At 69.6% G+C, this 23,898-nt stretch carries 19 protein-coding genes; 12 read left to right on the top strand and 7 right to left on the bottom strand.

Annotated features, from left to right (window positions below; all coding sequences use genetic code 11):
* Window positions 1–46: 46 nt before the first annotated feature.
* Both MNO14_RS14840 and grxD read right to left on the bottom strand, forming a co-directional pair.
* Window positions 47–1,555 carry a GGDEF domain-containing protein gene (locus MNO14_RS14840; RefSeq protein WP_241944458.1) on the bottom strand — a complete coding sequence of 503 codons (1,509 nt, stop codon included), beginning with the start codon at window positions 1,553–1,555 and terminating at the stop codon, window positions 47–49.
* A 338-nt stretch (window positions 1,556–1,893) separates the two neighbouring features.
* Entirely contained in the window at window positions 1,894–2,823 is a 930-nt protein-coding gene (gene grxD / locus MNO14_RS14835; RefSeq protein ID WP_241944457.1) for a Grx4 family monothiol glutaredoxin, read from the bottom strand.
* A 129-nt stretch (window positions 2,824–2,952) separates the two neighbouring features.
* Here grxD and MNO14_RS14830 point away from each other — a divergent pair, with 129 nt between their 5' ends.
* A complete protein-coding gene (locus MNO14_RS14830; protein WP_241944456.1) occupies window positions 2,953–3,750 on the top strand; it encodes a polysaccharide deacetylase family protein in 798 nt (265 codons plus the stop codon).
* A 289-nt stretch (window positions 3,751–4,039) separates the two neighbouring features.
* Here the strand turns inward: MNO14_RS14830 and putA are convergent, their stop codons facing one another.
* Window positions 4,040–7,234 carry a bifunctional proline dehydrogenase/L-glutamate gamma-semialdehyde dehydrogenase PutA gene (putA, locus tag MNO14_RS14825; protein ID WP_241944455.1) on the bottom strand — a complete coding sequence of 1,065 codons (3,195 nt, stop codon included), beginning with the start codon at window positions 7,232–7,234 and terminating at the stop codon, window positions 4,040–4,042.
* Window positions 7,235–7,835: 601 nt separating this feature from the next.
* Here putA and coxB point away from each other — a divergent pair.
* From coxB to MNO14_RS14805, 5 genes are read left to right on the top strand one after another with little or no spacing between them, the layout of a single operon-like run.
* Window positions 7,836–8,738, top strand: coding sequence for a cytochrome c oxidase subunit II (coxB, locus tag MNO14_RS14820; protein WP_241946358.1), 903 nt, complete (start codon window positions 7,836–7,838; stop codon window positions 8,736–8,738).
* Window positions 8,739–8,757: 19 nt separating this feature from the next.
* Window positions 8,758–10,380 carry a cytochrome c oxidase subunit I gene (ctaD, locus tag MNO14_RS14815; RefSeq protein ID WP_241944454.1) on the top strand — a complete coding sequence of 541 codons (1,623 nt, stop codon included), beginning with the start codon at window positions 8,758–8,760 and terminating at the stop codon, window positions 10,378–10,380.
* A 22-nt stretch (window positions 10,381–10,402) separates the two neighbouring features.
* The gene (locus tag MNO14_RS16650; RefSeq protein WP_256451828.1) at window positions 10,403–10,534 is read left to right on the top strand and encodes a hypothetical protein; all 132 of its coding nucleotides are present in this window, start codon (window positions 10,403–10,405) and stop codon (window positions 10,532–10,534) included.
* Window positions 10,531–11,115: a cytochrome c oxidase assembly protein gene (locus MNO14_RS14810; protein ID WP_241944453.1), complete on the top strand. Its 585-nt coding sequence runs from the start codon at window positions 10,531–10,533 to the stop codon at window positions 11,113–11,115. Before MNO14_RS16650 ends, MNO14_RS14810 begins: the two co-directional genes overlap by 4 nt.
* Window positions 11,116–11,162: 47 nt before the next feature.
* Window positions 11,163–12,047: a cytochrome c oxidase subunit 3 gene (locus MNO14_RS14805; protein WP_241944452.1), complete on the top strand. Its 885-nt coding sequence runs from the start codon at window positions 11,163–11,165 to the stop codon at window positions 12,045–12,047.
* Window positions 12,048–12,156: 109 nt separating this feature from the next.
* Here MNO14_RS14805 and MNO14_RS14800 read toward each other — a convergent pair whose 3' ends face one another.
* A complete protein-coding gene (locus MNO14_RS14800; protein ID WP_183427272.1) occupies window positions 12,157–12,375 on the bottom strand; it encodes a twin transmembrane helix small protein in 219 nt (72 codons plus the stop codon).
* Between the two features lie 65 nt (window positions 12,376–12,440).
* On the opposite strand from MNO14_RS14800, the gene MNO14_RS14795 reads away from it, so the two are divergent.
* From MNO14_RS14795 to MNO14_RS14775, 5 genes are all read left to right on the top strand, one after another.
* Window positions 12,441–13,178, top strand: a complete 738-nt coding sequence (locus MNO14_RS14795) for an SURF1 family protein (protein ID WP_241944451.1) — start codon at window positions 12,441–12,443, stop codon at window positions 13,176–13,178.
* Window positions 13,175–13,759, top strand: a complete 585-nt coding sequence (locus MNO14_RS14790) for a hypothetical protein (RefSeq protein WP_241944450.1) — start codon at window positions 13,175–13,177, stop codon at window positions 13,757–13,759. Before MNO14_RS14795 ends, MNO14_RS14790 begins: the two co-directional genes overlap by 4 nt.
* Entirely contained in the window at window positions 13,759–14,958 is a 1,200-nt protein-coding gene (locus MNO14_RS14785; protein WP_241944449.1) for a COX15/CtaA family protein, read from the top strand. The genes MNO14_RS14790 and MNO14_RS14785 overlap by 1 nt, the downstream gene beginning before the upstream one ends.
* A 1-nt stretch (window position 14,959) precedes the next feature.
* On the top strand, window positions 14,960–15,898 hold the full coding sequence (locus MNO14_RS14780) for a heme o synthase (RefSeq protein WP_241944448.1): 939 nt from the start codon (window positions 14,960–14,962) through the stop codon (window positions 15,896–15,898).
* Between the two features lie 176 nt (window positions 15,899–16,074).
* The gene (locus MNO14_RS14775; protein ID WP_241944447.1) at window positions 16,075–16,893 is read left to right on the top strand and encodes a hypothetical protein; all 819 of its coding nucleotides are present in this window, start codon (window positions 16,075–16,077) and stop codon (window positions 16,891–16,893) included.
* Between the two features lie 17 nt (window positions 16,894–16,910).
* Here the strand turns inward: MNO14_RS14775 and MNO14_RS14770 are convergent, their stop codons facing one another.
* Window positions 16,911–18,071 carry an anhydro-N-acetylmuramic acid kinase gene (locus MNO14_RS14770; protein WP_241944446.1) on the bottom strand — a complete coding sequence of 387 codons (1,161 nt, stop codon included), beginning with the start codon at window positions 18,069–18,071 and terminating at the stop codon, window positions 16,911–16,913.
* A gap of 31 nt (window positions 18,072–18,102) precedes the next feature.
* Window positions 18,103–19,578: a peptidoglycan DD-metalloendopeptidase family protein gene (locus MNO14_RS14765; protein ID WP_241944445.1), complete on the bottom strand. Its 1,476-nt coding sequence runs from the start codon at window positions 19,576–19,578 to the stop codon at window positions 18,103–18,105.
* Between the two features lie 188 nt (window positions 19,579–19,766).
* Between MNO14_RS14765 and tyrS the strand changes: the two genes are divergently transcribed.
* Window positions 19,767–20,972, top strand: coding sequence for a tyrosine--tRNA ligase (tyrS, locus tag MNO14_RS14760; protein WP_241944444.1), 1,206 nt, complete (start codon window positions 19,767–19,769; stop codon window positions 20,970–20,972).
* A gap of 28 nt (window positions 20,973–21,000) precedes the next feature.
* Here tyrS and MNO14_RS14755 read toward each other — a convergent pair whose 3' ends face one another.
* Window positions 21,001–23,736, bottom strand: coding sequence for a winged helix-turn-helix domain-containing protein (locus MNO14_RS14755; protein ID WP_241944443.1), 2,736 nt, complete (start codon window positions 23,734–23,736; stop codon window positions 21,001–21,003).
* Between the last annotated feature and the right edge of the window lie 162 nt (window positions 23,737–23,898).

Genomic DNA, 23,898 nt, shown 5'->3' with positions numbered 1-23,898 from the left:
GCGATCGCGGGAGTGTAGCCTCCCGACCCGCCGCGGCGCGCGCGGCTCACACCTGCGCGGCCATCGCGCGGTCCTTGCCGGCGCGCTTGGCGCTGTACATCGCCAGGTCGGCACGCTTGAGCAGTGACTCGAGCGTTTCGTTCGGTCGGCGCAGTGCGACGCCGGCGCTGAAGGTGATCACGATGCGGGTCTCGTCGTGGACGACCGGCCGATGCACGAGCACGGTGCGCAGGCGCGCCAGCGCGGCGAGGGCGTGGGCGAGCGTCGTGGCCGGCATCATGATCACGAACTCTTCGCCGCCGAAGCGGCCCAGGACGTCGTTGTCGCGCAGGGTGAGGCGGGCGACGTCGACGAAATGGCGCAGCGCGGCGTCGCCGCCCAGGTGGCCGTGGGTGGCGTTGAGGCGGCGGAAGTCGTCCAGGTCCACCAGCGCCATGCACAGCGGCCGGTCCGCGCGCGCGCGCAGCGCCTCGCGCTCGAAGGCCTCGTCGAAGCCGCGCCGGTTCAAGCAGGAGGTGAGCTCGTCCTCACGCGCCAGTCCGGCGGCATCGCGCAGCTTCTGCTCCAACTGGTGGATGCGCTTTTCGCTCTGCTCGACCTCGCGCCGCGCGGCGATCAGGTCGTCGCGCGCGCGCAGCGCCTGCGCCTGGATCCGGCTGGTGTCGTCGAGCACCTGGTCAAGGACGGTGCTGAGGCCGGCGATGCTGCGCGCCTCGCGGATCCGTTGCGCATGCCCGGCCAACCGGTCCTGGTACTCGCCGGTGTGCAAGGCCATGCCGTCCAGGCGCTCGACGAAGGTCGACATCATCGTCTTCATCGCGACCTTGGACGCCTCGATGCCCTGTTTGAGAACGCCCTGCCGGTAGATCACCTCGCGCAGTTCTGCGCGCGCTTCCTCGATCGAGCCGCGGTCCAGCGGCCCGGCGAGCAGGCCGCGGATCTGCGTCAGCTGACCATGCAGCCAGCTCTTTTCGTCGAGCAATTCGCCGATGTTCTCGAGCAGCAGGTCGAACAGGCCGATCAGCAGCCCGACCTGCTCCTCGGTAGCCTCGGCGTGGACGTCGATGCGACGGCACAGGTCGGTGAGCCGCAGCGACAGGCGATCGAGATCGGGCGCGCCGGCGTCGGTGGTGCGGAACGCCTTGGCCAGCGCGAGCGCTTCTTCCGACAGCGCCGGTTCGTTGCGCAGCAACGCCGCGAGGGCGATGCCGAGCGTTTGGCGCAACAGGTCGCGTAGGCGGGTCGAAGGGTCGCTGGCCGACAGTGCGGGCGCATCGAGATCGACGAAGCGGATGTACTTGTCGATCAGCTGCCGCATCGCGCGGCCGTAGGCCGGCCAGTCGTTATTGGCGCAGGCTGATTGCAGGTACTGGCCGAGGCTGCCGAGCTCGTCGTGGAGGCCGGCGACGCCGTCGGCGAAGGCGATCAGCAGCGCATGCGGCGCATGGGCCTGCGCGAACAAGGCGACCAGTCCCTCCGAGCCGATCGCGCCCTCACGTCCACGCGCGCCGGTCGGACGCACGGGGGAATCGGACGGATTGGACGGTTTCCGCATGGAGGCACGTCATCGAAAGGCAACCGGGGTCGTCACGTGCCGGGGGCGCCGTGGCGGACTGCGACTGATCGCAAGCGATATCGACCGTGCGGCGACGAGCTTGAGTGGCGTGCCGCTGGCAGCGGGCCATGCCCGCACCCGCGCGCTGAGCGCGCTGACCTCACCCCGCGAAGCGGAGGAGGTCAGCACCTGCCAGATGCGTTTGCCGCCTTCCCCGCAACGCGGGGCATTGCGCCCTTCACGGGTGGACGCTTGGGATGGGGGCGCTTCGGCGCGGCCTATGCCCACCGGATGTGCGGCGCTTACCTGCGTTCACGCAGGCGGTCGCCGCTGTTGAATCAGTACTTCGGCACGCCGCCGTCGACGCTGTCGCTCCAGGCATCGATGCCGCCGGTGACGTTGTAGACGTGGGTGAAGCCCTGATTGCGGAAGTGCTCGGCGGCCTGGAGGCTGCGACCGCCGTGGTGGCACAGGAACGCCAGCGGGGTGTCCTTGGGCAGTGCTTGCAACCGCTGGATGCCGTCGCCGTCGAGGACTTCGAACGGACGCGAGACCGAGGCCGTGGCGCGCTCCTCTGGAGGCCGGACATCGACCAGCGTGAGCGTGCCGGCGGCGATCCGGTCGTCCGCCTCGGTCGGGGCGATCTCCTGGACCGACTTGGGCGCGTTGGGGTTGTCGATCACCAGGCCCCGGCCACGGATGTCGTCGGCGAAATCGATCGTCAGGCCTTCGGCGCGGCGCGCGCTGGCCAGGTCGAACTGCACCAGCAGGCCGGCGACGTCGCTGACGATCGCCGACGGGTTGCGCGGTGCCAGCTGCAGGCGGGCGCGGAAATTGCGGTCGATGTCGATCTGCAGTGCGTAGTCGCCGCCGGCATCGGCCAACGCCTTGGCGATCATCTCGCGCGCAGCCGGCGTGATCGCGATCGTCGGCGGCGTGCGGTCTGGGGCCTCGACGCCGAACAGCCCGTGCAGTTCGCCGCTGCCAGCCATCTGCTCGATGATGTCGCTGCCGCCGACCAGTTCGCCGTCGACGTAGAGCTGCGGGATCGTCGGCCATTCGCCATAGACCTTGATGCCTTCGCGGATCTCGCCGTCTTCCAGCACATTGACGTGGGCATAGTCGACGCCGACCGCGTCGAGCGCGGACACGGCCTTGGCCGAGAACCCGCACTGCGGCGCCATCGGCGAGCCCTTCATGAACAGCACGGCGCGGTTGCCCTGCAGCAGGGTCTCGATGCGGGTGCGGAGGGCGGGGTCGAGGGACATGGCAGAACATCCTGGAACAGGCGGGAAGACCGACATGGTAGCGCGGGGCCGCCAACGCAAGCCCGCGACCGGTGGTCGCGCCGGCGGAATGCTGCGGTGCGCGGCGGCCGCGATGGCATGATGCGCGCCATGTCGCCGCACCGTCCGCCCCGTCGCCCGCACCTGTGGCTGCCGCTGTTGCTCGCCTCCCAGGCGCTGGTCGCGTGGATGTGGTGGCAATGGGGCTGGCAGGTCGGCTTGCCGCTGCTGTTGGCCAGCCATGCGCTGTGCCTGTGGGGTGTGCTGGCGCCTGGTTCGCCGCTGTACGGGCCGGTGCTCCGCCGCCTGCCCGAGGGCGAGACCGGTGTCTGGCTGACCATCGATGACGGTCCCTCGGACGACACCCGGCCGCTGCTCGACCTGCTCGATGCGCACGCGGCGCGGGCGACGTTCTTCCTCGTGGGCGAACGCGCGGCCGCGCGTCCGGCGTTGGTGCGCGAGATCGTCGCGCGCGGCCACGGCATCGGCAACCACACCCAGCAGCATCCGCAAACCCGGTTCTGGGCACTGGGGCCGGCGCGGATGCGGCGCGAAATCGCGGATTGCCAGCGCACGCTGACAACGGTCGCCGGGCTGGCGCCGGTGTGGTTTCGCTCGGTGGTCGGCCACACCAATCCGTTCGTGCATGCCCCATTGCGCGACGCCGGGCTGGCGCGCGTGGCCTGGAGCGCGCGCGGCTTCGACGCGGTGGAGCGCGACACGGCGAAGGTCGTCGCGCGCATCGATGCCGACCTGGCACCAGGCGCGATCGTGTTGCTGCACGAGGGCGCGCGCCATGGCCGTAACGTCGAGATGGTCGCCGGGGTGCTCGCGCGGCTGCAGGCCCGCGGGCTGCGGACGGTGCTGCCGGCTGCGCCGGCGGATGGGGCCGACGACTCCGCGCGGTGAGGATGACTGATGCGTTCCCCGCGTTGTTAGGGAGGTGACGCGCGCGCTGTGCGGCTTTTGCTGGACGGCCCGTGCCCCCGCCCGGCGCGCTATGCGCGCCGACTTCCCCCACGAGCGGGGGAGGTGAGCTGCGCGGCGATGGCCAGCGCTTCATTCATCCGGCCCGCCAAAGCATGGCGGGCGTTCGCAGCCGCGCGCGGCATGCCGCGCAAGCCGCGGCTACTCATCCGGCCCGCCGTCGCACGGCGGGCGTTCGTTTCGCGCACGAAGCAGTGCTTCGTAAACGCGCTCACTCACCCAACGTCAGCAGGGAGGCGTTGCCGCCGGCGGCGGTGGTGTTGATGGTGACGGTCTTCTCGGTCGCAAAGCGCGGCAGGTAGTGCGGGCCGCCGGCCTTGGGGCCGGTGCCCGACTGGCCCTGGCCGCCGAACGGCTGCACACCGACGACGGCGCCGATCTGGTTGCGGTTGACGTAGATGTTGCCGACCTTCGCGCGCTGGATGATCCGCTCCACGGTCTCGTCGATGCGCGAGTGGATGCCGAGCGTCAGACCGAAGCCGGTCGCGTTGATCGCGTCGACGACCGCGTCGAGCTGGTCGCCCTTCCAGCGGATCACGTGCAGCGCGGGACCGAAGTTCTCGCGCGTGAGCTGGGACAGCGATTGCAGTTCCCAGGCGCGCGGGGCAAAGAACGTGCCGTGCTCGGTGCCGGGCCCGAGCCGGGCCTCGGCGATCGGCTTGGCCGCGCCCTGCATCCGCGCGGCGTGCTCGTCGAGCAGCGCCTTCGCGTCGGGATCGATCACCGGGCCGATGTCGGTCGCCAGCAGCCCCGGGTCGCCGACGGTCAGTTCCTTCATCGCGCCGGCGATCATGCCGATCACCTTGTCGGCGATGTCGTCCTGCACGTACAGCACGCGCGCGGCCGAGCAGCGCTGGCCGGCGGAGGTGAAGGCAGAGGCCAGTGCGTCCTTGACCAACTGCTCGGGCAGCGCCGAGGAGTCGGCGATCAGCGCGTTCTGGCCGCCGGTCTCGGCGATCAGCACGCCGATCGCGGCATCGCGCGCGGCGAGCGCGCGGTTGATCGCGCGCGCAGTATCGGTCGAGCCGGTGAAGGCGACGCCGGCCACGCGCGGGTCTGACGTCAGCGCCGCGCCGACGGTGGCCCCGTCGCCGGGCAGGTACTGCAACACGTCCTTGGGGATGCCGGCTTCGTGCAGCAGCTTCACCGCCTCGAAGCCGACCAGCGTGGTCTGCTCGGCGGGCTTGGCGATCACGCTGTTGCCGGCCGCCAGCGCGGCCGCGATCTGGCCGGCGAAGATCGCCAGCGGGAAGTTCCAAGGGCTGATGCACACGAACACGCCGCGGCCCGACAGCTGCAGCGCGTTCGATTCACCTGTCGGGCCGGGCAGCGCTTCGGGCACGAATGCACTGCGCGCCTGGCCGGCGTAGTAGCGCAGGAAATCCACCGCCTCGCGGACTTCGGCGACGCCGTCTGGAATCGTCTTGCCGGCCTCGCGGGTGCACAGGGCGATGAACTGCGGCATGCGCTGCTCGAGCAGGTCGGCGGCGTGTTCGAGGATCGCCGCGCGCGAGGCGACCGGCGTGGCGTCCCAGCCTGGTTGCGCGGCGACCGCGTTGGTCAGCGCGCGTTCGACCGTGGCGGTGTCGGCGGCGATCCACTCGCCCACGCGCACGCGGCGGTCGGCGGGGTTGGTGACCTCGGTCTTGGCGCCGGCCGCCGTGGCGCCGGGCACCAGCGGCGTCGCCGACCACGACGTCGGCGCGCTGCGGATCTGCTCGGCGAGCGTGGCGAGCTGCGCGTCGTTGGCGAGGTTGACGCCCATGGAGTTGCTCCTGTCGAAGGACTGGCTGCGGTAGAGATCGACCGGCAGCGGAATGCGGGGGTGGGGAATGGACGCGAAACCGGCGACAACCTCGACCGGATCGCGGATCAGGTCGTCAATCGCGACGTCTTCGTCGCTGATCCGGTTGACGAAGCTGGAGTTGGCGCCGTTCTCGAGCAGGCGGCGCACCAGGTACGGCAGCAGGTCCTCGTGCGAGCCGACCGGGGCGTACACCCGGCACGGCACGTCGAGGCGGTCGGCCGGAATGACTTCGGCGTAGAGGTCGTCGCCCATGCCGTGCAGCTTCTGGAACTCGAAGCGGTACGGCGTGCCGGCGGTGCGCGGGCCCAGCAGCGTGCCGGCCAGGCGGTGCACCGCGGCGATGGTCTGCGCGTTGTGGGTGGCGAACATCGGGTAGATCGCGTCGGTCGCCGACAGCAGGCGGCGCGCGTTGGCCTGGTAGCTGACGTCGGTGTTGGGCTTGCGCGTGAACACCGGGTAGCCCGGATGGCCCTCGACCTGGGCGCGCTTGACCTCGCTGTCCCAGTACGCGCCCTTGACCAGGCGCACCGGGATGCGCCGGCCCAGATCGCGGGCGAGTGCGGCGATCCAGTCGATCACGAACGGCGCCCGCTTCTGGTAGGCCTGCACGACGATGCCGAAGCCGTCCCAGCCGGCCAGCGACGGCGTGCGCAGCGCGGCCTCGATGACATCGAGCGACAGTTCCAGGCGGTCGCTTTCTTCCGCGTCGACGGTCAGGCCGATGCGATAGCCCTTCGCGCGCTGCGCCAGGTCACCCAGCCGCGGCGCCAGCTCGGCCAGCACGCGCGCGTGCTTGGCGTGTTCGTAGCGTGGATGCAGGGCCGAGAGCTTGACCGAGATCGACGGCGCGGCGATCTCGTCGCTGAAGCGGCCCGAGCGGCCGATCGCGTCGATCGCATCCTGGTAGGCCTTCAGATAGCGGTCGGCGTCGCGCTGGGTCAGCGCGGCCTCGCCGAGCATGTCGAACGAGTAGCGGTAGGCGGCGTTGGCGCCCTTGCGCGAGCGCGTCAGCGCTTCGCCGATGGTGCGCCCCATGACGAACTGGTGGCCCATGATCCGCATCGCCTGGCGCACCGCCAGCCGGATCACCGGCTCGCCGACGCGCCCGACCAGCCGCTTGAACGCGCCGTGGACGTTGCGCTTGGTCTCGTCGGCCAGGTCGACCAGCTGGCCGGTCAGCATCAGGCCCCAGGTCGAGGCGTTGACCAGCACCGAGTCCGACTGGCCCATGTGCTTCTTCCAGTCCGCCTCGCCGAGCTTGTCGCGGATCAGCTTGTCGGCGGTGTCCTGGTCGGGAATGCGCAGCAGCGCCTCGGCCACGCACATCAGCAGCACGCCTTCCTCGCTGCCGAGGTCGTACTGCTGCATGAAGGCCTCGATCGCGCCGCGGTCCTGAGCGCGCAGGCGCACCCGGGGGACCAGATCGGCGGCGGTGGCCTGGATCGCGGCGCGGTCGGCGTCCGGCTGCCGCGCCTGCGCGAGCAGCTCGCGCACATGCAGGGTTTCATCGCGCGTCCAGGCGTCGGTGATCGCCGCGCGCAGCGGCGGGAGAGGAGCCGCCGCGAAGGCGGGGGACGGACTGGCGTTCAAGAGGCGCACCGGCGGGAACAGAAGCTGAATTCTAGGGCGCGCGCTCGTCGCACGATAGGCCAAATGGGAAGGACGGCGGCCGGGGCTGACAGCATGTCCGGGCGGGGCTTGTCCCCACCTGCTGCCTGCGGCATCGACCGCGTCGAGGAGCGGGGTGACCGCCTCGCCGCCCGGCGCTTTCGACGCGCTGGCGGTCTCCGACATCCCGGCACCCGGAACGCGATGTGCGGACTGGCCGGTTGACCGGACAGGCGAGCGCGTTCGCGTATTCATATTAATGTGGCGTCTGCCGCGTGCAGCCCGTGCACCTAGGTGCTCGGCGCGTGACGCGCCTTGTCGGCATTGGCGTGAACCGACTGGATGTTGCATCGCACCATGTCGTGATCGCCGACGACGGTCACGCAGCGCGGCAAGCGTGCACGGACTGCGACGGGTTGCCGCAGGTGAACGCGGACAGCTAACATTCATTGGTTATCGCAGTACGCCGCCGCTCCTGCGCAGTCGTTCCGGTGCCCCCTGGGCCGGGCGAGGACGGACGCGTTCCCGCCAGACAACGCCAGCTCAGGCATTGGGGTTCGATGTGAAGCAAGCCGGTCGTTTCAAGCTGTGGATGTGCGGGATCGCCACGATGGCGCTGTCCGCGAATGCATGGGCGCAGTCCGCCGATCCCAAGCCGTGGCAGCTGAACATGGGGCGCGGGGTCACCGCCTCGTCCCAGCACGCCTACGACGCCCACATGCTCGCGCTGTGGATCTGCGTGGGCATCGGCGTGCTGGTGTTTGGCGCGATGGCGATCGCGATGTTCCGTTTCCGCAAGTCGCGCGGCGCGGTCGCGGCCCAGTTCACCCACAACACCACCGCCGAGATCATCTGGACGGTGGTGCCGATCGTGCTGCTGGTCATCATGGCGGTGCCGGCCACGCGCAAGCTCATCGCCATGTACGACACCCGCGATGCCGAGATGACGGTCAAGGTCACCGGCGTGCAGTGGATGTGGAAGTACGAGTACATGGGCGAGGACGTGACCCTGACCAGCCGCCTGGACCGCGAGAGTGACCGGCTGCGGCAGAACCGCGGCACCACGCGCGCCGAGCTCGACGCCCACGGCCATTACCTGCTCGACGTCGACAATGCGCTGGTGCTGCCGACCGATACCAAGGTCCGCTTCGTGGTCACCGCCGACGACGTGATCCACTCCTGGTGGGTGCCGGCGCTGGGCTGGAAACAGGACGCCATCCCCGGCATCGTCAACGAGGCCTGGACCGAGATCCTCGAGCCGGGCATCTACCGCGGCCAGTGCGCCGAACTGTGCGGCAAGGACCACGCCTTCATGCCGATTGTCGTGCGCGCGGTGCCGCGCGCCGAGTTCGACAGCTGGCTGGCCGCCGAGAAGGCGCGCAACGCGCCGCCCGCCGCCGATCCTGAGCCCGCGCCGGCCCAGGCCGATGCGGAGGCCGTCGACGCGGCCGCCGCACAGACCCCTTCCGCCCCCGCCGCACCCGCGGCCGGCTGATCGCTCGAGGTTCAATGCCATGTCGACGACGCACACCGCCACTGCCGACGCGCACCACGACGATCACGCCCACCGACAGGGTTTCGTCCAGCGCTGGTTCTTCTCCACCAACCACAAGGACATCGGCACGCTGTACCTGCTGTTTTCCTTCGTGATGTTCATCATCGGCGCGGGCATGAGCGTGATCATCCGCACCGAGCTCGCCTCGCCGGGCCTGCAGCACGTCAGCCCGGTGTTCTTCAACCAGATGACCACCATGCACGCGCTGGTGATGATCTTCGGCGGCGTCATGCCCGCGTTCGTCGGCCTGGCGAACTGGATGATCCCACTGCAGATCGGTGCGCCGGATATGGCGCTGCCGCGCATGAACAACTGGTCGTTCTGGATCCTGCCGTTCGCGTTCACGCTGCTGCTGATGACGCTGTTCATGCCCGGCGGTGGCCCGGCCGGTGGCTGGACGCTTTACCCGCCGCTGTCGTTGCAGGGCGGCAACAGCGTGTCGCTGACGATCTTCGCGATCCACATGATGGGCATCAGCTCGATCATGGGCGCAATCAACGTCATCGCCACGATCCTCAACATGCGCGCGCCGGGCGTGGACCTGCTGAAGATGCCGATCTTCTGCTGGGCCTGGCTGATCACCGCGTTCCTGCTGATCGCGGTGATGCCGGTGCTCGCCGGTGCGGTCACGATGCTGCTGACCGACAAGTTCTTCATGACCTCGTTCTTCAATGCCGCCGGCGGCGGCGACCCGGTGATGTACCAGCACATCTTCTGGTTCTTCGGGCATCCCGAGGTCTACATCATGATCCTGCCGGCGTTCGGCATCGTCAGCGAGATCATTCCGACCTTCAGCCGCAAGCCGCTGTTCGGCTACCAGGCGATGGTGTACGCCACGGCCGCGATCGCGTTCCTGAGCTTCATCGTCTGGGCCCACCACATGTTCACCGTGGGCATGCCGCTGGGCGGCGAGATCTACTTCATGTTCGCCACGATGCTGATCTCGATCCCGACCGGCGTGAAGGTGTTCAACTGGGTCTCGACGATGTGGCGGGGTTCGCTGACGTTCGAGGCGCCGATGCTGTGGGCGGTCGCGTTCGTCATCCTGTTCACCATCGGCGGGTTCTCGGGTCTGATGCTGGCGATCGTGCCGGCCGACTTCCAGTACCACGACACCTACTTCGTCGTCGCACACTTCCACTACGTGCTGGTCACCGGCGCGCTGTTCTCGATCATCGCGGCGACCTACTACTGGTGGCCGAAGTGGACCGGGCGGATGTACAGCCAGTTCTGGGCGAAGGTGCACTTCTGGTGGACCATCGTGTTCGTCAACCTGCTGTTCTTCCCGCAGCACTTCCTCGGCCTGGCCGGCATGCCGCGCCGCATCCCCGACTACAACGTCGTGTTTGCGGACTGGAACCTGGTCAGCTCGATCGGCGCGTTCGGCATGTTCGCCACGCCGTTCCTGATGTTCGCGATCCTGCTGCACTCCAAGCTGCGCGGTGCGCCCGCGGCCGCGCGGTCGTGGGAAGGCGCCAAGGGCCTGGAGTGGACCGTGCCGTCGCCGGCGCCGCACCACACCTTTGCCACGCCGCCGGTGCTCAAGCCCGGCGACCTGGCGCACGACGACATCAGCCACTGAGGCCAGGGAGCTGCGCGCCGCGATGCCCACGCCCGATGCCCACGACGACTTGGCCGCCCGCCGCCGCCGCGCGCGACGCACGGCGCTGACGATCGCGGTGATCGCGCTGTGCATCTATGCCGGCTTCATCCTGCGCGGCGTGTTGCTGGCATGAGCGCGCGGCGTTCGCTGGGGATCGGCAAGCTGGTGGCGGTCTCGGTCGCCGCGTTCGCGTTCACCTTCTCGCTGGTGCCGCTCTACCGCATCGCCTGCGAGAAGGTGTTCGGCATCCGCCTGGAGAACAGCGCGGTCGCCGCGCCGGCACAGTCGGCCGCGGGTGTGGAAGACCGCTGGGTGACGGTGGAGTTCGATGCCAGCGTCAACTCGCACCTGCCCTGGTCGTTCCGGCCCAACCAGACCCGCATGCGCGTGCGCGTGGGCGAGCAGTACGAGACCACGTACTACGCCCACAACGACAGCACGCGCCCGATCGTCGGCAGCGCCACGCCGTCGGTCGCGCCGGCGCGGGCCTCGGGCTTCTTCCAGAAGACCGAGTGCTTCTGCTTCACCGCACAGACGCTCCAGGCCGGCGAAACCCGCGACATGCCGGTCCGCTTCATCATCGATCCCTCGTTGCCGCGGGACGTCAACACGGTCACGCTGTCGTACACGTTCTTCAAGAACGATGTGCTGACTTCGCGGCTGGTCGCCGATGCTGCCCCGCCGCGCGACGCGCGTCTGGCCGCATCGCCGTAAGCGTTCCCGCTCCACTTCCGACACCGCGCCGCCACCCGGATACCGCCATGGCCCACGTGAAGACCGAACACCAGGATCCCAACGTCTACTTCGTGCCGCACGACAGCAAGTGGCCGCTGTTCGCGTCGGTCGCGCTGTTCGTGACGATGCTGGGCCTGGCCAGCTGGTTCAACGAGGCCAGCTGGGGCCGCACGACGTTCTTCGTCGGCATCGCCGGCCTGGCGCTGATCCTGTTCAAGTGGTTCGCCGACGTCGTGCTCGAGTCGGTGTCGGGCTACTACAACAAGCAGGTCGACGTGTCGTTCCGGATGGGGATGGTGTGGTTCATCTTCTCGGAGATCATGTTCTTCGCCGCGTTCTTCGGCGCGCTGTTCTACGCCCGCACGCTGGCACTGCCGTGGCTGGGCGGCGAGGGCTCGGGCGCGATGACCAACGCGGTGCTGTGGGACGGCTACAGCGCCGCGTGGCCGACCGCTGGCCCCGGCGGCGTGGGCGGGGTGTTCCAGACCATCCCGGCCTGGGGCCTGCCGCTGATCAACACGCTGATCCTGCTGGCCTCGGGCGTCACGATCACCATCGCCCACCATGCGCTGCGCGCTGCGCATCGCACCCGGTTGCTGGTGTTTCTGGGCGCGACGATCGCGCTGGGCTGCGTGTTCCTGTTCTTCCAGATCGAGGAGTACGTCCACGCCTACCGCGACCTCAACCTGACCCTGGGGTCGGGCATCTACGGCTCGACGTTCTTCATGCTCACCGGCTTCCACGGCGCCCACGTCACGCTCGGCACGATCATGCTGATCGTGATCTGGCTGCGCTGCTTCCGCGGCCACTTCACCAGCGAGAACCACTTCGCCTTCGAGGCGGTGGCCTGGTACTGGCACTTCGTCGATGTGGTGTGGCTGATCCTGTTCCTGTTCGTCTACGTCGTCTAAGGACAGCGGACGACGGCGAGGGCTGGGGCGTTATCGGGAACAGCGGGCCATCTGCATGCCTGCTGTGAGCGGATCACCCCGCCGTCATCACCAACGACGCATCCGGGCATCAGCCGTAGACGCCGTGCGGCTTGATCCACCCCATCCAGATCGCCAGCAGCACCAGCGCGATCAGCGCCACCGACAGCCCGATACGGCGGGTCAGGGCGTTCACGGTCCGGTTGCTGCGGCCCTTGTCGTTGAGCATGTAGTACAGGCCGGCGCCTAGGTTCCACAGAATCAGCAGGACGAAGCCGATGATCAGCAGCAGCTTGAGCGACTCGTTCATGACCATCACGGACTCCGTGGCACCAAGGGGATGAGCGGATTATTGCAGTCCGCGGGCGGCGCTGCGTGAGTCGGCGCAGCGCACGCATCGTCGGATGGACGGCGGCAGTGCTATTGGCGCTGGCCTTCGTCGGGCTCGGTCAGTGGCAGCTGGGCCGGATGCACGACAAGCGGGCGATGCTCGATGCCGTCGAGCAGACACTGACACTCCGCCAAGCCGTGCCGCTGGCGCAGGCCGCGGACCCGCATCGTCAGCGCGATTACGATTGGGCGGCCGGGCGCGGGCGCTTCCTCGACACCCCGGCGTTCGTGCTTGACAACCAGATCCACGCGGGCCGTCCGGGCTTGCGCGTCTATCGTCTGTTCGCCCCCGAGACTGGTGCGGCGCCGCTGCTGGTGGACCTGGGTTGGGTGCCGATCGCCGAGCGCACCGCGCGGATGCCGTCGTCCGAGGTGCTGGCCGGTGACGGGGTGGTCGGGCCGACGTTGGACCTGCACGGCCTGCTTGCGCCGCCGCCGTCGGCCGGTCTGGCGCTGGGACCTGCGATCGGGCCGGGGCCGGCCTGGCTGATGACCCGGTTCGACGCCCAGGCGATCGCCTCGGTCGCCGGTCTGCCGACGCTGCCACCGCGCGTGTTGCGGCTCGATCCTGCGCTGCCGGTCGGCTATGGTCGCGATCTGGAGATCCTGCCCAACACCTTGCCGCCCGAAAAGCACCTGGGCTACGCCGTCCAGTGGTTCGGCCTGGCGTTGACCGTGCTGGTCACCGCCCTGGTGCTCACCTTCCGGAAGTCCCGCCGATGACATCGCCCGTCCCGCGCGCGCAGCGCGACCGCAACCGCCTGCTGCTGGTGCTGATCGTGGTGCTGTTCCTGGGCAGCGCGGTCGTTGCCGGTGCGCTGCGCTTCTCGGGCTGGCGGCCGGCCGGCATGCAGAACCACGGCGAGTTGCTCGATCCACCGGCCGACCTGCGCGCAAGGACACCGCGGTTGGTCGATGGCAGCGCCTACGCCTGGCAGCCGGTGGAACGCCGCTGGCGGATCCTGGTCGCGCCGCCTGCGGACTGCGCCGAGGCGTGCGTCGAACTGTCGCGCGAGCTCGATCTGGTGTGGCAGCTGTTCGGCCGCAATGCAGACCACGTCGACATCCTGTGGCTGGGCCCGGTGCCCGAAGGCGCGGTGCGCAACCCGGCGTGGCGCGAGCTGCAGGCCGACCCCGGCCTGCGTGCGACATTACCCCGCGTCGACGGCGGCCCCGGCGAAGCGGACAATGGCGTCCCGGCCTACATCGTGGACCCCAACGGGTTCGTGATCCTGCGCTACGCTCCCGGCTTCGATCCGGGGCATCTGCGTGCGGATATGGCCAAGCTGCTCAGACTCCGCTGATGACCCACAGCCCGCCCTCGAACGCCACGCCCTACCGCCCGGCCGTCCACCGCCACTTCCACCGCATCGCCTGGTTCGCGGCGGCGCTGACGCTGTGCGTGATCGTGTTCGGCGCGTTCGTGCGGCTGTCCGACGCGGGCCTCAGCTGCCCGGACTGGCCGACCTGCTACGGGCGCGCGACCTGGCCGCAGGCCGCGACCGACGTCAGCGACCACGCCGCGAGCGCGATCCGGCCGTTCGAGACCCACAAGGCCTGGCGCGAGCAGGTCCACCGCCACCTGGCGGCAACGCTGGGCGTGTTCGTGCTCGGCCTGGCGCTGCTGGCGGTGCGCCGTCGGCGTCACGGCCTGGCGCAGGTGATCGGCGCAGCGTTGTTGGTCGCGCTGGCGATCCCGCTGTACATGCGCGGCGAGACCATGGCCGCGCTCGCGGTCGCCGGGCTCGGCGAGGCGCTGCTGCTGTTCGCGGCGTTGCGCTGGTCGAACATCGACCTGGCGCGCGCGGCGGTGCTGACGCTGGCGGTGGTGATCTTCCAGGCGCTGCTGGGCAAGTGGACGGTGACCTTGCTGCTCAAGCCGGTGATCGTCATGGGCCACCTGCTCGGCGGCATGCTGACGTTCTCGCTGCTGCTGTGGATGGCCTGGCGGGCCACGATGCAGCCGATCGTGCTGGCGCAGGCGCACACGTTGCGGCGCTGGACACTCGTGGCGATCGCGGTGGTCGGGGTGCAGATCGCGCTCGGCGGCTGGGTCAGCGCCAACTATGCCGCGCTCGCCTGTGGCGCGGGTGGTTGGACAACTGCGGTCCATCACTATGGCGATTTCCCCAAGTGCGTCGGCCAGTGGTGGCCGCAGGGCGATTTTGCCGAAGGCTTCGTGCTGTGGCGCGGCGTCGGCGTCGACTACGAGGGCGGCGTGCTCGACGGCGCGGCGCGCATCGCGATCCAGTTGGCGCATCGTGCGATGGCGGTGGTCGTGTTCGTCACGCTGCTCGCCTTCGTCGTGCGCCTGTCGCGCACGCCCGGGCTGCGCGGCTGGGCGGCGGCGCTGGGCGCGCTGACACTGGCGCAGGTCGCGCTGGGCATCCTCAACGTCAAGCTCGCGCTGCCGCTGTGGGTGGCGGTGCTGCACAACGGCGGCGCCGCGCTGCTGCTGTTCGTGCTGGTCTCGTTGCTGGCGCGGCTACGGCGGCCCGACTGACATGGCCGGCAGCAAGGCACGCGAGTACTGGACGCTGACCAAGCCGCGGGTGGTCGCGCTGATCGTGTTCACCGCGCTGGTGGGCATGTTCCTCGCCGTCCCGGGGCTGCCGCCGGCGCGCGAGAGCGTGTTCGGCCTGCTCGGCATCTGGCTGGCGGCAGCGTCGGCGGCGGCGATCAACCACCTGATCGACCAGCGCATCGACAAGGTCATGGCGCGCACCGCGCATCGCCCGCTGGCGACCGGGGCGCTGCGGCCGGGGCAGGTGCTCGTGTTCGCGCTGGTGCTCGGCGCGTTGTCGATGGCGATCCTGATTCTGCTGGTCAACACGCTGACCGCGGTGCTGACCTTCGCCTCGCTGATCGGCTACGCGGTCGTCTACACCGGGTTTCTCAAGCGCGCGACGCCGCAGAACATCGTCATCGGCGGCATTGCCGGCGCCGCGCCGCCGCTGCTGGGCTGGGCGGCGGTGACCGGCATGACCGGGCAGTGGGACTGGGCGCATGCGCTGCTGCTGGTGCTGATCGTGTTCGTGTGGACGCCGCCGCATTTCTGGGCGCTTGCGATCTTCCGCCGCGAGGATTACGCCCGTGCGCTGGTGCCGATGCTGCCGGTGACCCACGGCGTGGCCTACACGCGCTGGCAGATCCTGATCTATACCGTGCTGCTGGTGGTGATCACGCTGCTGCCGGTGGCGATCGGCATGAGCGGGCTGTTCTACCTGGGCGGTGCGGTCGTGCTCGGCCTGGTGTTCCTCTGGTACGCCTGGCGGCTGCTCGATCCGCCGGACGAGTTCTTCGCGATGCGGATGTTCAATTACTCGGTGGTGTACCTGATGGCGCTGTTCGCGTTCCTGCTGGTCGACCACTGGCTGCTGCCCTGGCTGCCGGGGGCGGGTGGACTGACCGGCGGCGGCATGGACTGGCAGCGCGTGGGCTGACGAAGCGATTCGGAATCCGCCTGTCTGCGAACGCTGGAAACGTTTTCATGAATGCGGCAACATAGCGCCGCCCGCGCGGGCATGCCCGTCGCCTGCCTGTGCCCGCAGGGGCCGGCCGGCGCCAGTCAAGCGGCCGCGCGGATTGCCCCCTTTCCCTGCTCCCCCAGGACACACTCATGTCGAATCTCCAGGCGCTGCTGCCGCAGCGCGATCTGCGCTTCACCCGCAAGGCCGTCGGTATGGGCGGCGGTCCACTGCTTGCCTTGTTGATGTTCCTGGTCGCCGGTGCGATCGCCTGGTGGCAGGCGCCCGGGCTGCTGCAGGACATGCAGATCCGCGCCAATCCGCTCGAGCTCGAGGACTACGACCTGCGCGATGGCCGCTGCACGACGCGCAAAGCGGTGTTTACCGATTGCGAGGCCGATGTCGCCTACCGCGTCGATGGCGTCGACTATGAGAAGCACATTTCGCTGATGTTCCTGTCGTTCTCGCGCGGTGACTACGCGACGAGCCTGGTGGTGGCGGCCGATGATCCGTCGAAGGCGGCGCTGAGCATCGGCCTGGAGCGCTTCTGGAACCGCGTGGCGTTCTTCCTGGTGCTGTTCGGGATCTTCGCCGGCCTCGGCGTCGTGGCGATCGTCACCTGGGTGCGCAACGGCCGCCTCAACCGCGCCGCGCAGCAGCCGCAGCGCTGGACGCCCGAACCGGTCGAGGTCAAGGCGACACAGTCTTCATTCGGCGGCACGGTCGTGACCTACGCCTACGGCAAGTTGCCGGGCCGCGCTGCCGGCAAGCAGAACGTCCGCTTCGGCAAGCACGAGGCGCCATTGCTGGTCGACACCCCCATGGGGGAGAGCCAGGCGCTGGCGCTGCGTCCTGTGTCCGGCGGGCCGGCCTTGCTGCTCGATGCGGGGCTGCAGCGCATCGATCTGACCGAGGCCGAACGGCAGGCCGCGTTCGCGGTGCTGGGCGCCTCGCCCAACGCCTCCGTCTGAGGCGCGTGCCCGGCCGCTCAGGCCGGGTAGATGCCGCCGAGGACCCGGGGACCGGCGGCGCCGGTCACCGACGGCAGATTCCCCGGTAGCCCGAGTACGGTCTGCCGGGCCAGCCAGGCAAAGCCCATGGCCTCGACGTGGTCGGGGTCGAGCCCGTGCGCCGCGCTCGACACCACGGCGATGCCGGGCAGGGCATCGGCCACCGCCGCCATCAGTGCCGGGTTGTGGACGCCACCGCCGCAGGCGATCAGGCGCACGGTATCCGGCTGAGTGGCGCGTAGCGCATCGGCGATCGTCGTCGCGCTCAGCGCCAGCAACGTCGCCTGTACGTCGGCCGGGGCTTCGGCGCCGGTCAGTGCGGTCTCGACCCAGTCCAGATGGAACTGGTCGCGGCCCGAAGACTTGGGCGGCGGCAGCGCGAACCAGGGCGCCGCACGTAGCCGCGCCAGCAACGTCGGGTCGACTCGACCGCCGGCCGCCAGCGCACCGTCGCGGTCGAACGGCTGGCCGGTGTGCCGCAAGCACCAGGCGTCCATCAGCCCGTTGGCCGGACCGGTATCGAAGCCGCGCACCGCGGCGCCGTCGGCCGGCAGCAGGGTGAGGTTGGCGATGCCGCCCAGGTTGAGCACCGCCCGGTCCTCGCCGGGCGCGTGCAGCAGCGCGGCGTGCAGCGCCGGCAGCAGCGGGGCGCCGTGGCCGCCGGCAGCGACGTCGCGGCGGCGGAAATCGGCCACGGTGCGGATGCCGGTGCGCTCGGCGATGTGCGAGGGGTCGCCGAGCTGCAGCGTGAAGCCGTGCTGCCCATCGCCACGGCGCCCCTGCGGGCGATGGCGTAGCGTCTGGCCGTGCGAGCCGATCGCCATGATGTCCGCAGCCGTCAGCCCGGCCTCGGCGAGCGCCCGGTTGGCCGCCTGCGCGAAGCCCTTGGCGATCCGGCTGTCGAGCTCGCCCAAGTCGTCGAGGGTCAGCGGCGCGGCCTGCTGTCCCAGCGCCACCAGTTGCGTGCGCAGGTCGTCGGGCCAGGGGTAGGTGCGGCCCAGGCGCAGATCGGCCTGCAGCCCGCCTGCAGCGTCGGTCTCAAAGCCGACGATCGCCGCATCGATGCCGTCGGCACTGGTGCCCGAAATCAGGCCGAGGAACAGGTCGGGCATGGGCGCGCGCGCAGGGGCTTGGGACATGCGAAACGCCCGGCCGGAGCCGGGCGTGGGATCAACCGCGGGTGCTGCGACCGGCGTCGGCGCTGGCGACCTGGCGGTCGGCGCGCTCGGGGTCGGGACGCGCCGGCACGTCGGCGTAGATGATGTCTTCGACCTCGCGGATGCGGGCGAGCGCCGGGCCGGTCTGCTGGCGGAACTGCGCCAGCGCCGTGCCGCTCAGCGGGTCGGGCTCGGGCATCGTGTGCTGCAGCGGGTTGCGGTGCTGGCCGTTGACGCGGAACTCGTAGTGCAGATGCGGACCGGTCGCAAGGCCCGTGGCGCCGACATAACCGATCACCGTGCCCTGCGAGACGCGCTGGCCCTGGCGGACGTTGCCGAAGCGCGACATGTGCGCGTAGAGCGTGGTGTGGCCGCGGCCATGGTCGAGGATCACGACGTTGCCGTAGCCGCGCTGGGTGCCCTTGAACTGCACGCGGGCATCGCCTGCGGCCATGATCGGGGTGCCGGTAGCGGCGGCGTAGTCCACGCCCTTGTGCATGCGCATCGTGCCCAGCACCGGGTGGCGCCGGCTGCCGAAGCGCGAGCTCAGCCGCGCGTACTGGATCGGCATGCGGATGAAGCTCTTCTTCAGCGGGCGGCCTTCGGCGTTGTAGTACTCGGCCTTGCCGTCGTGCTCGAAGCGGAACGCGGAGAACGGCTTGCCCTTGGCGGTGAACACCGCCGCCTGCACCGGGCCGCTGCGGATCAGTTCGCCCTCGCGCCAGACCTGCTCGACGACGACGCTGAAGCGGTCGTTCTGGGTGACGTCGGTGTTGAAGTCGATGTCGTACTTGAAGACTTCGTCGGTCAGCGTGTTGATGTTCGCGCCCGACAGGCCCAGCCGGCGCGCCGAGTGGAACAGCGAGCGGCCGACCTGGCCGCTGATGACGACGTTGCGGATCTCGACCGGGCGCTCGATGACCTGTTCCTGGACCGCATCGCCGGCGAGCGTCAGCTCGACGCGCTCGGTCTCGCTACGGTCGTAGCGCAGCTTTTGAAGCGTGCCGTCGGCGGCGATGTCGAAGCCCAGCTCGGTGCCGGGGCGCATGCGCGTGAGCTTGGCCTTGGCATCGGGCAGCTCAAGGATGCGGTGCATCGTCGTCGCCGGCAGGTCGAGCTCGGAGAAGATCGAGCCCAGCGTCTGGCCCTGGGCGACGGTGATCAACTGCCAGTTGTCGTGCATCTGCAGCGCGCTGCGCTGCTGCGCAGTCAGTGGCGGCAGCGCCAGCGACATCGTGACCAACTGATGGCCATCGTCGTCGCCATCGCGCATCGCATGCGAAAACCCGGGGACCAAGGCGACGACCAGCGCGCCCAATGTCGCGAACAGACTGGCATGCGCCCAGTCGCGTCGCGTCCAACGTCCCGGATACAGCCGGATCCCGCGCACACTGCCTTCCTGCGCGGTATTGCGCGCTGCCGCCTGCAAGTTGTCGTGGAGCACGCGCTGGTGATGGGCGTCGGCCTGCGGCGGGACGGGTGTCGTCATCGTGGCGGATCCCGGTGCGTGAAAGACGTGTCAGCGCGGTAACATAGAGATGTGAGCTCCATGCGTCAAATGACTGACAGCGCAGGAATTTTTCTGCCGTTCACCAGATAACGACACGTTAACGCCCGTAGCGCGCGCATTCACATCGTGAATACGCCGAGGGCTTTTCCCGAGAGACGCCTTCCCCGATGTCCCAGACCCAAGCCCTCGACCTGATCGCACGCGGCAGCGACGAAATCCTCAAGCGCGACGACCTGCAGGCCCGGCTTGCGCTCGACCGTCCGCTGCGCATCAAGGCCGGCTTCGACCCGACCGCGCCCGACCTGCATCTGGGCCATACGGTGCTGCTCAACAAAATGCGCCAGTTCCAGGATCTGGGCCACACGGTGATCTTCCTGATCGGCGACTTCACCGGGATGATCGGCGATCCGTCGGGCAAGAGCGCCACGCGCAAAGCGCTCTCGCGCGATGACGTGCTGGCGAATGCCGAGACCTACAAGGCGCAGGTATTCAAGGTACTCGATGCCGAGCGCACCGAAGTGCGCTTCAACTCCGAGTGGTTCGGCGCGATGGGCGCGGCGGACATGATCCGGCTGGCGTCCACGCATACGGTTGCGCGCATGCTCGAACGCGACGACTTCGCCAAGCGTTACGCTGGTCAGCAACCGATCGCGATCCACGAGTTTCTCTATCCGCTGGTGCAGGGCTACGACTCGGTGGCGCTGCGCGCCGACGTCGAATGCGGCGGCACCGACCAGAAGTTCAACCTGCTGATGGGACGCGCGCTGCAGGAACACCACGGCCAGGCGCCGCAGGTCGTGTTGACGATGCCGCTGCTGGTTGGCCTGGACGGCGTTGCCAAGATGTCCAAGTCGCTGGGCAACTACATCGGCGTGACCGATCCGGCGATCGACATCGTCAACAAGACGATGAAGATCGGCGACGCGCTGATGTGGAACTGGATCGAGTTGCTGAGCCTGGAGATCGGCATCGACGAAGCCGCGGCGCTCAAGGCCGACGTCGAGGCCGGCGCGCTGAATCCGCGTGACGTGAAGCTGCGACTGGCTCGCGAGCTCGCCACGCGCTTCCACGACGCCGACGCAGCGCAGACCGCGATCGCCGGCTGGCATGCCGCGGTGACCGGCGAGGGCGATGTGACGGCACTGCCGCTGCAGGATGTCGCAGTGCCCACCGAGGGTCTGCGCATCGCCGCACTGCTGACCGCCGCCGGCATCACCCCGAGCAATTCGGAGGCCAATCGCAAGCTCAAGGAGCGAGCGGTCAAGGTCGACGGCGCCGTCGTCGAAGATGCCGGCCTGGTGTTTTCGCCCGGCTTCGAGGGCGTGCTGCAGGTCGGCAAGCGCAACTTCGCGCGGGTGCGGTTGGTCGGCTGATCGGCGCGGCGTCGCGCGGTCGCCCCGCTCACCGCTGCGGCAGCGCGGACAGCGTCCGCTCAAACCGGTCCCGCACCGCGGCCCGGACCTCGGGGTCCTCGTCACCCAGTCCGGCGACCGCCGGCGTCAGCAGCGCAGCCGCATCGGCTGTCCGGCCGCGCGCAGCGGCCAGCATCCCGCGCGCACCCGAGACGAGATACCGGTCGGCGTCGTCCTCGTCCCCATCGGGGCGGTGGGCGTCGAGATCGCCCAGCAGCGAGGCGGTCGCGTCCCAGTCGCCCAGCGCGGCCAGGGTCATCAGGTACCACAGGGCGTTGGTCCGGACTAGCGGCGTCGACAGCGGCAACTGGGCGGTCAGCCCCGTGTGCGATAGGCGCAGTTCGTCGCGCGCGCGAGTCAGGTCGCCCGCCAGGTACAGCGTCTGGCCGAGATGGCCATGGGCGCCCAGCGTCATCACGTGCGCCTCCCCCAGCCGCGTACGCGCCGCGGCGAGATAGCGCTCGCTCTGCGCAATCGCGCGCGGCCAATTCATGCGCTTGCGCGCTAGCAGCGAGCGACTGGTCGCCAGCATCATCGCGTTGACGCTGTGCTCGCCCATCGTGCCCAGCAGCACGGGCGCGGCCTGCTCGAGTAGGCGTTCGGCGTCGGCATAACGCCCTTGTCGCGTGCGTACGTCGCCCAGGACCTGACGGGCCATCGCAAGCTGCAGCGGACGGGCCGGGTCGCGCCGCTGCAATTCGTCAATGAGGTGGAGCATCAGCGCATCGGCGGCATCTTCCTGGCCGTTGCGGGTGTAGACCTGGGCCAGATCGATGCGCAACGCATCGATGCTGGCGGCATCGTCCGGTTCGGCCTCCGGATACAGCGCCACCGCCTGTTCCAGGTAGGGGATGCCGCCGGGGATGTCGCCCCGGTTCACCAGGGCCATGCCCTGCGCCAGCGCGAAGTAGAGCGCCTGCTGCGGCGAGGCCCGGCTGCGGTCGTCGGTCGCCAGGCGGGCCAGTTCCGCATCGACCTCCGCATGCCGGCCGAGCCGGCTCAGCTGCCGCACGAGCGTGGCCCGGGCGCGCAGGGTGCCGGCCTCCCGGGCACCTTCGGTGCGCTCCTGGATCGCCAGCGCCTGGCGGGCTTCCTGCTCGGCCAGGTCGAGCATCTCGATGCTGCCGAACAGGCCCGACAGGGTGCTGTGGATGCGTGCCGCGACCCGGGGGTGCGCGTCGAACCGGTCGCCGATGCGGTCGCGCGCGGCGACCAGCACGTCGCGGACCGTCGCCTCTGCGCGTCGCCCGTTGATCGCGGGGTTGGCCTGGCCGATGAGGTCCTGGTTGATGAAGTCGTTGAGCGCCTTGACGGTCTGCAGCTCCGTCCGGGCTTCCTCGCGGGCCTGCCGCGCGTCGTGCAGCAGCCAGCCAGTGGTCAACAGGCCACCGCCCAGCAATGAGACGAGCGCGACGAGATAGGGCCGCCGCGCGCTGCGACGTGCCAGCTCCCGCTCCGCCCCGGCCAGTTGCTCGGCAGCCCGCCGGTCCTGATTGCGTTGCCGGTGGCGGGAGTCGAGTGTCTGCAGGCGCTCGACGAGCTCGGAGACCGTCGTCAGCCGGTGTGCCGGATCGGAGTGCGTGGCCGCGGTGATGTCCTCGCGCAGCAACGGATCGTCGATGTCGCGTTCCCAGCCCGGCGCCAGCGGACGCCCGACGTCGCCGGCCAACATCTGGTACAGGATCAGGCCGAGCGCGTAGACATCGCTCTGGATCGTCTGCGGGCGGCCGGCGACCACTTCGGGCGGGAGATACCACGCGCTGCCGGAGGTGCCTGCCGGATCGAGCGCGCCCGCGGCCTGCAGGTCGTGCCGGGTGATACCCAGCGCATCCAGGCGCGCCGGATCGAGCAACCCACCGCTGCCGAAATCCACGACACGCAATCGCCAGCCTGCGACCGGATCGCGGTCGACCAGGAGGTTGGCCGGCTTGAGGTCCCGGTGCAGCACGCCGACGCGGTGGGCGGCGTCGACCGTCCGCGCGATCTGCAGGAACATGGTCAGCCGATCGGATCGCGGGGTCTCGGCGATGTGGTCGATCGACCATTCGCGCAGCGTGCGGCCGCCCCAGGCGGACTCCAGGAAGAACGGCGGACCGGCGAAGTTCCAGTCGTGGAGGCGGGCGAGGCCACCGGTCTGGCCGGGTTCGAGCTCCAGTTGCAGGACCCGGGCCAGCGCTGCCTCGCGCTTGAGGCCATGCAGCCGGCGCCCGTCCTGCGCGTACTTGAAGACCCGGCGCTCGCGGGTCTTGACGTGGACGGCGAGCCACACCTCGTTGCCCTGGGTGCCGCCCAGGCAGCGTTCGAAGCGGAAGTTGGGCCGCATCGGCACCGGGTCGCCGGCCTGCAGGCCCAGCGTCGAGGTCGCGGTGCGGCTGCGCACGACCGTGCGCTCGCGCACCCCGGTGAGCTGGTAGCCGACGCGGGGCTGGGTGAGCAGTAAGGCCGCGGTGTCGGGGTCGAGCGCCTTGCGCAGCTTGTTGATCGCGTTGGGCAGGACCTTGTCGACCGTCACCCGGCCCGCCCAGACCTCGGCCAGCAGCTCGTCCTTGGTGACGACCTCGCCGGCATGGCGGAGCAGGTAGGCCAGGACCTCCAGGGCCCTGCGCTCGACCTCCACCGGTCGTCCGTGGACGTGCAGGCGAAAGCTCGCCTCGTCGAACTCGGCGTGACCGAAGCGATAGAGGAAGTCGTAACGGTCACCGTCGGGATGGGCGGCGTCGTGCATGTGCGGTGCTCTCCCTGAGCTGAAAATCCCTGACGGATCAATCGCTTGTGCGCCGCCCCGCCCCCGGTCGACCGCAGTGTCCGGGCATTCGGACCTCCGATGGAGCGGCGTTACCGATCCGTTACCAAAAGGTACCACGGGCGATTGTCCGCGTTGGCTAGG

It is taken from the genome of Luteimonas sp. S4-F44, assembly GCF_022637415.1.
Classification (GTDB): domain Bacteria; phylum Pseudomonadota; class Gammaproteobacteria; order Xanthomonadales; family Xanthomonadaceae; genus Luteimonas.
Note: the sequence above shows the minus strand (reverse complement) of the source record. Positions and strands in the feature narration are given on the sequence as shown.

Bases quoted from the DNA above. Each gene is read 5' to 3' on its own strand.
- MNO14_RS14805 (WP_241944452.1), top strand. From the start codon at position 11,163: ATGGCCCACGTGAAGACCGAACACCAGGATCCCAACGTCTACTTCGTG.
- ctaD (WP_241944454.1), top strand. From the start codon at position 8,758: ATGTCGACGACGCACACCGCCACTGCCGACGCGCACCACGACGATCAC.
- MNO14_RS14755 (WP_241944443.1), bottom strand. From the start codon at position 23,736: ATGCACGACGCCGCCCATCCCGACGGTGACCGTTACGACTTCCTCTAT.
- MNO14_RS14810 (WP_241944453.1), top strand. From the start codon at position 10,531: ATGAGCGCGCGGCGTTCGCTGGGGATCGGCAAGCTGGTGGCGGTCTCG.
- MNO14_RS14765 (WP_241944445.1), bottom strand. From the start codon at position 19,578: ATGACGACACCCGTCCCGCCGCAGGCCGACGCCCATCACCAGCGCGTG.
- MNO14_RS14770 (WP_241944446.1), bottom strand. From the start codon at position 18,071: ATGTCCCAAGCCCCTGCGCGCGCGCCCATGCCCGACCTGTTCCTCGGC.
- MNO14_RS14840 (WP_241944458.1), bottom strand. From the start codon at position 1,555: ATGCGGAAACCGTCCAATCCGTCCGATTCCCCCGTGCGTCCGACCGGC.
- MNO14_RS14780 (WP_241944448.1), top strand. From the start codon at position 14,960: ATGGCCGGCAGCAAGGCACGCGAGTACTGGACGCTGACCAAGCCGCGG.
- MNO14_RS14830 (WP_241944456.1), top strand. From the start codon at position 2,953: ATGTCGCCGCACCGTCCGCCCCGTCGCCCGCACCTGTGGCTGCCGCTG.
- tyrS (WP_241944444.1), top strand. From the start codon at position 19,767: ATGTCCCAGACCCAAGCCCTCGACCTGATCGCACGCGGCAGCGACGAA.
- grxD (WP_241944457.1), bottom strand. From the start codon at position 2,823: ATGTCCCTCGACCCCGCCCTCCGCACCCGCATCGAGACCCTGCTGCAG.
- MNO14_RS14775 (WP_241944447.1), top strand. From the start codon at position 16,075: ATGTCGAATCTCCAGGCGCTGCTGCCGCAGCGCGATCTGCGCTTCACC.
- MNO14_RS16650 (WP_256451828.1), top strand. From the start codon at position 10,403: ATGCCCACGCCCGATGCCCACGACGACTTGGCCGCCCGCCGCCGCCGC.
- MNO14_RS14790 (WP_241944450.1), top strand. From the start codon at position 13,175: ATGACATCGCCCGTCCCGCGCGCGCAGCGCGACCGCAACCGCCTGCTG.
- MNO14_RS14800 (WP_183427272.1), bottom strand. From the start codon at position 12,375: ATGAACGAGTCGCTCAAGCTGCTGCTGATCATCGGCTTCGTCCTGCTG.
- coxB (WP_241946358.1), top strand. From the start codon at position 7,836: ATGTGCGGGATCGCCACGATGGCGCTGTCCGCGAATGCATGGGCGCAG.
- MNO14_RS14785 (WP_241944449.1), top strand. From the start codon at position 13,759: ATGACCCACAGCCCGCCCTCGAACGCCACGCCCTACCGCCCGGCCGTC.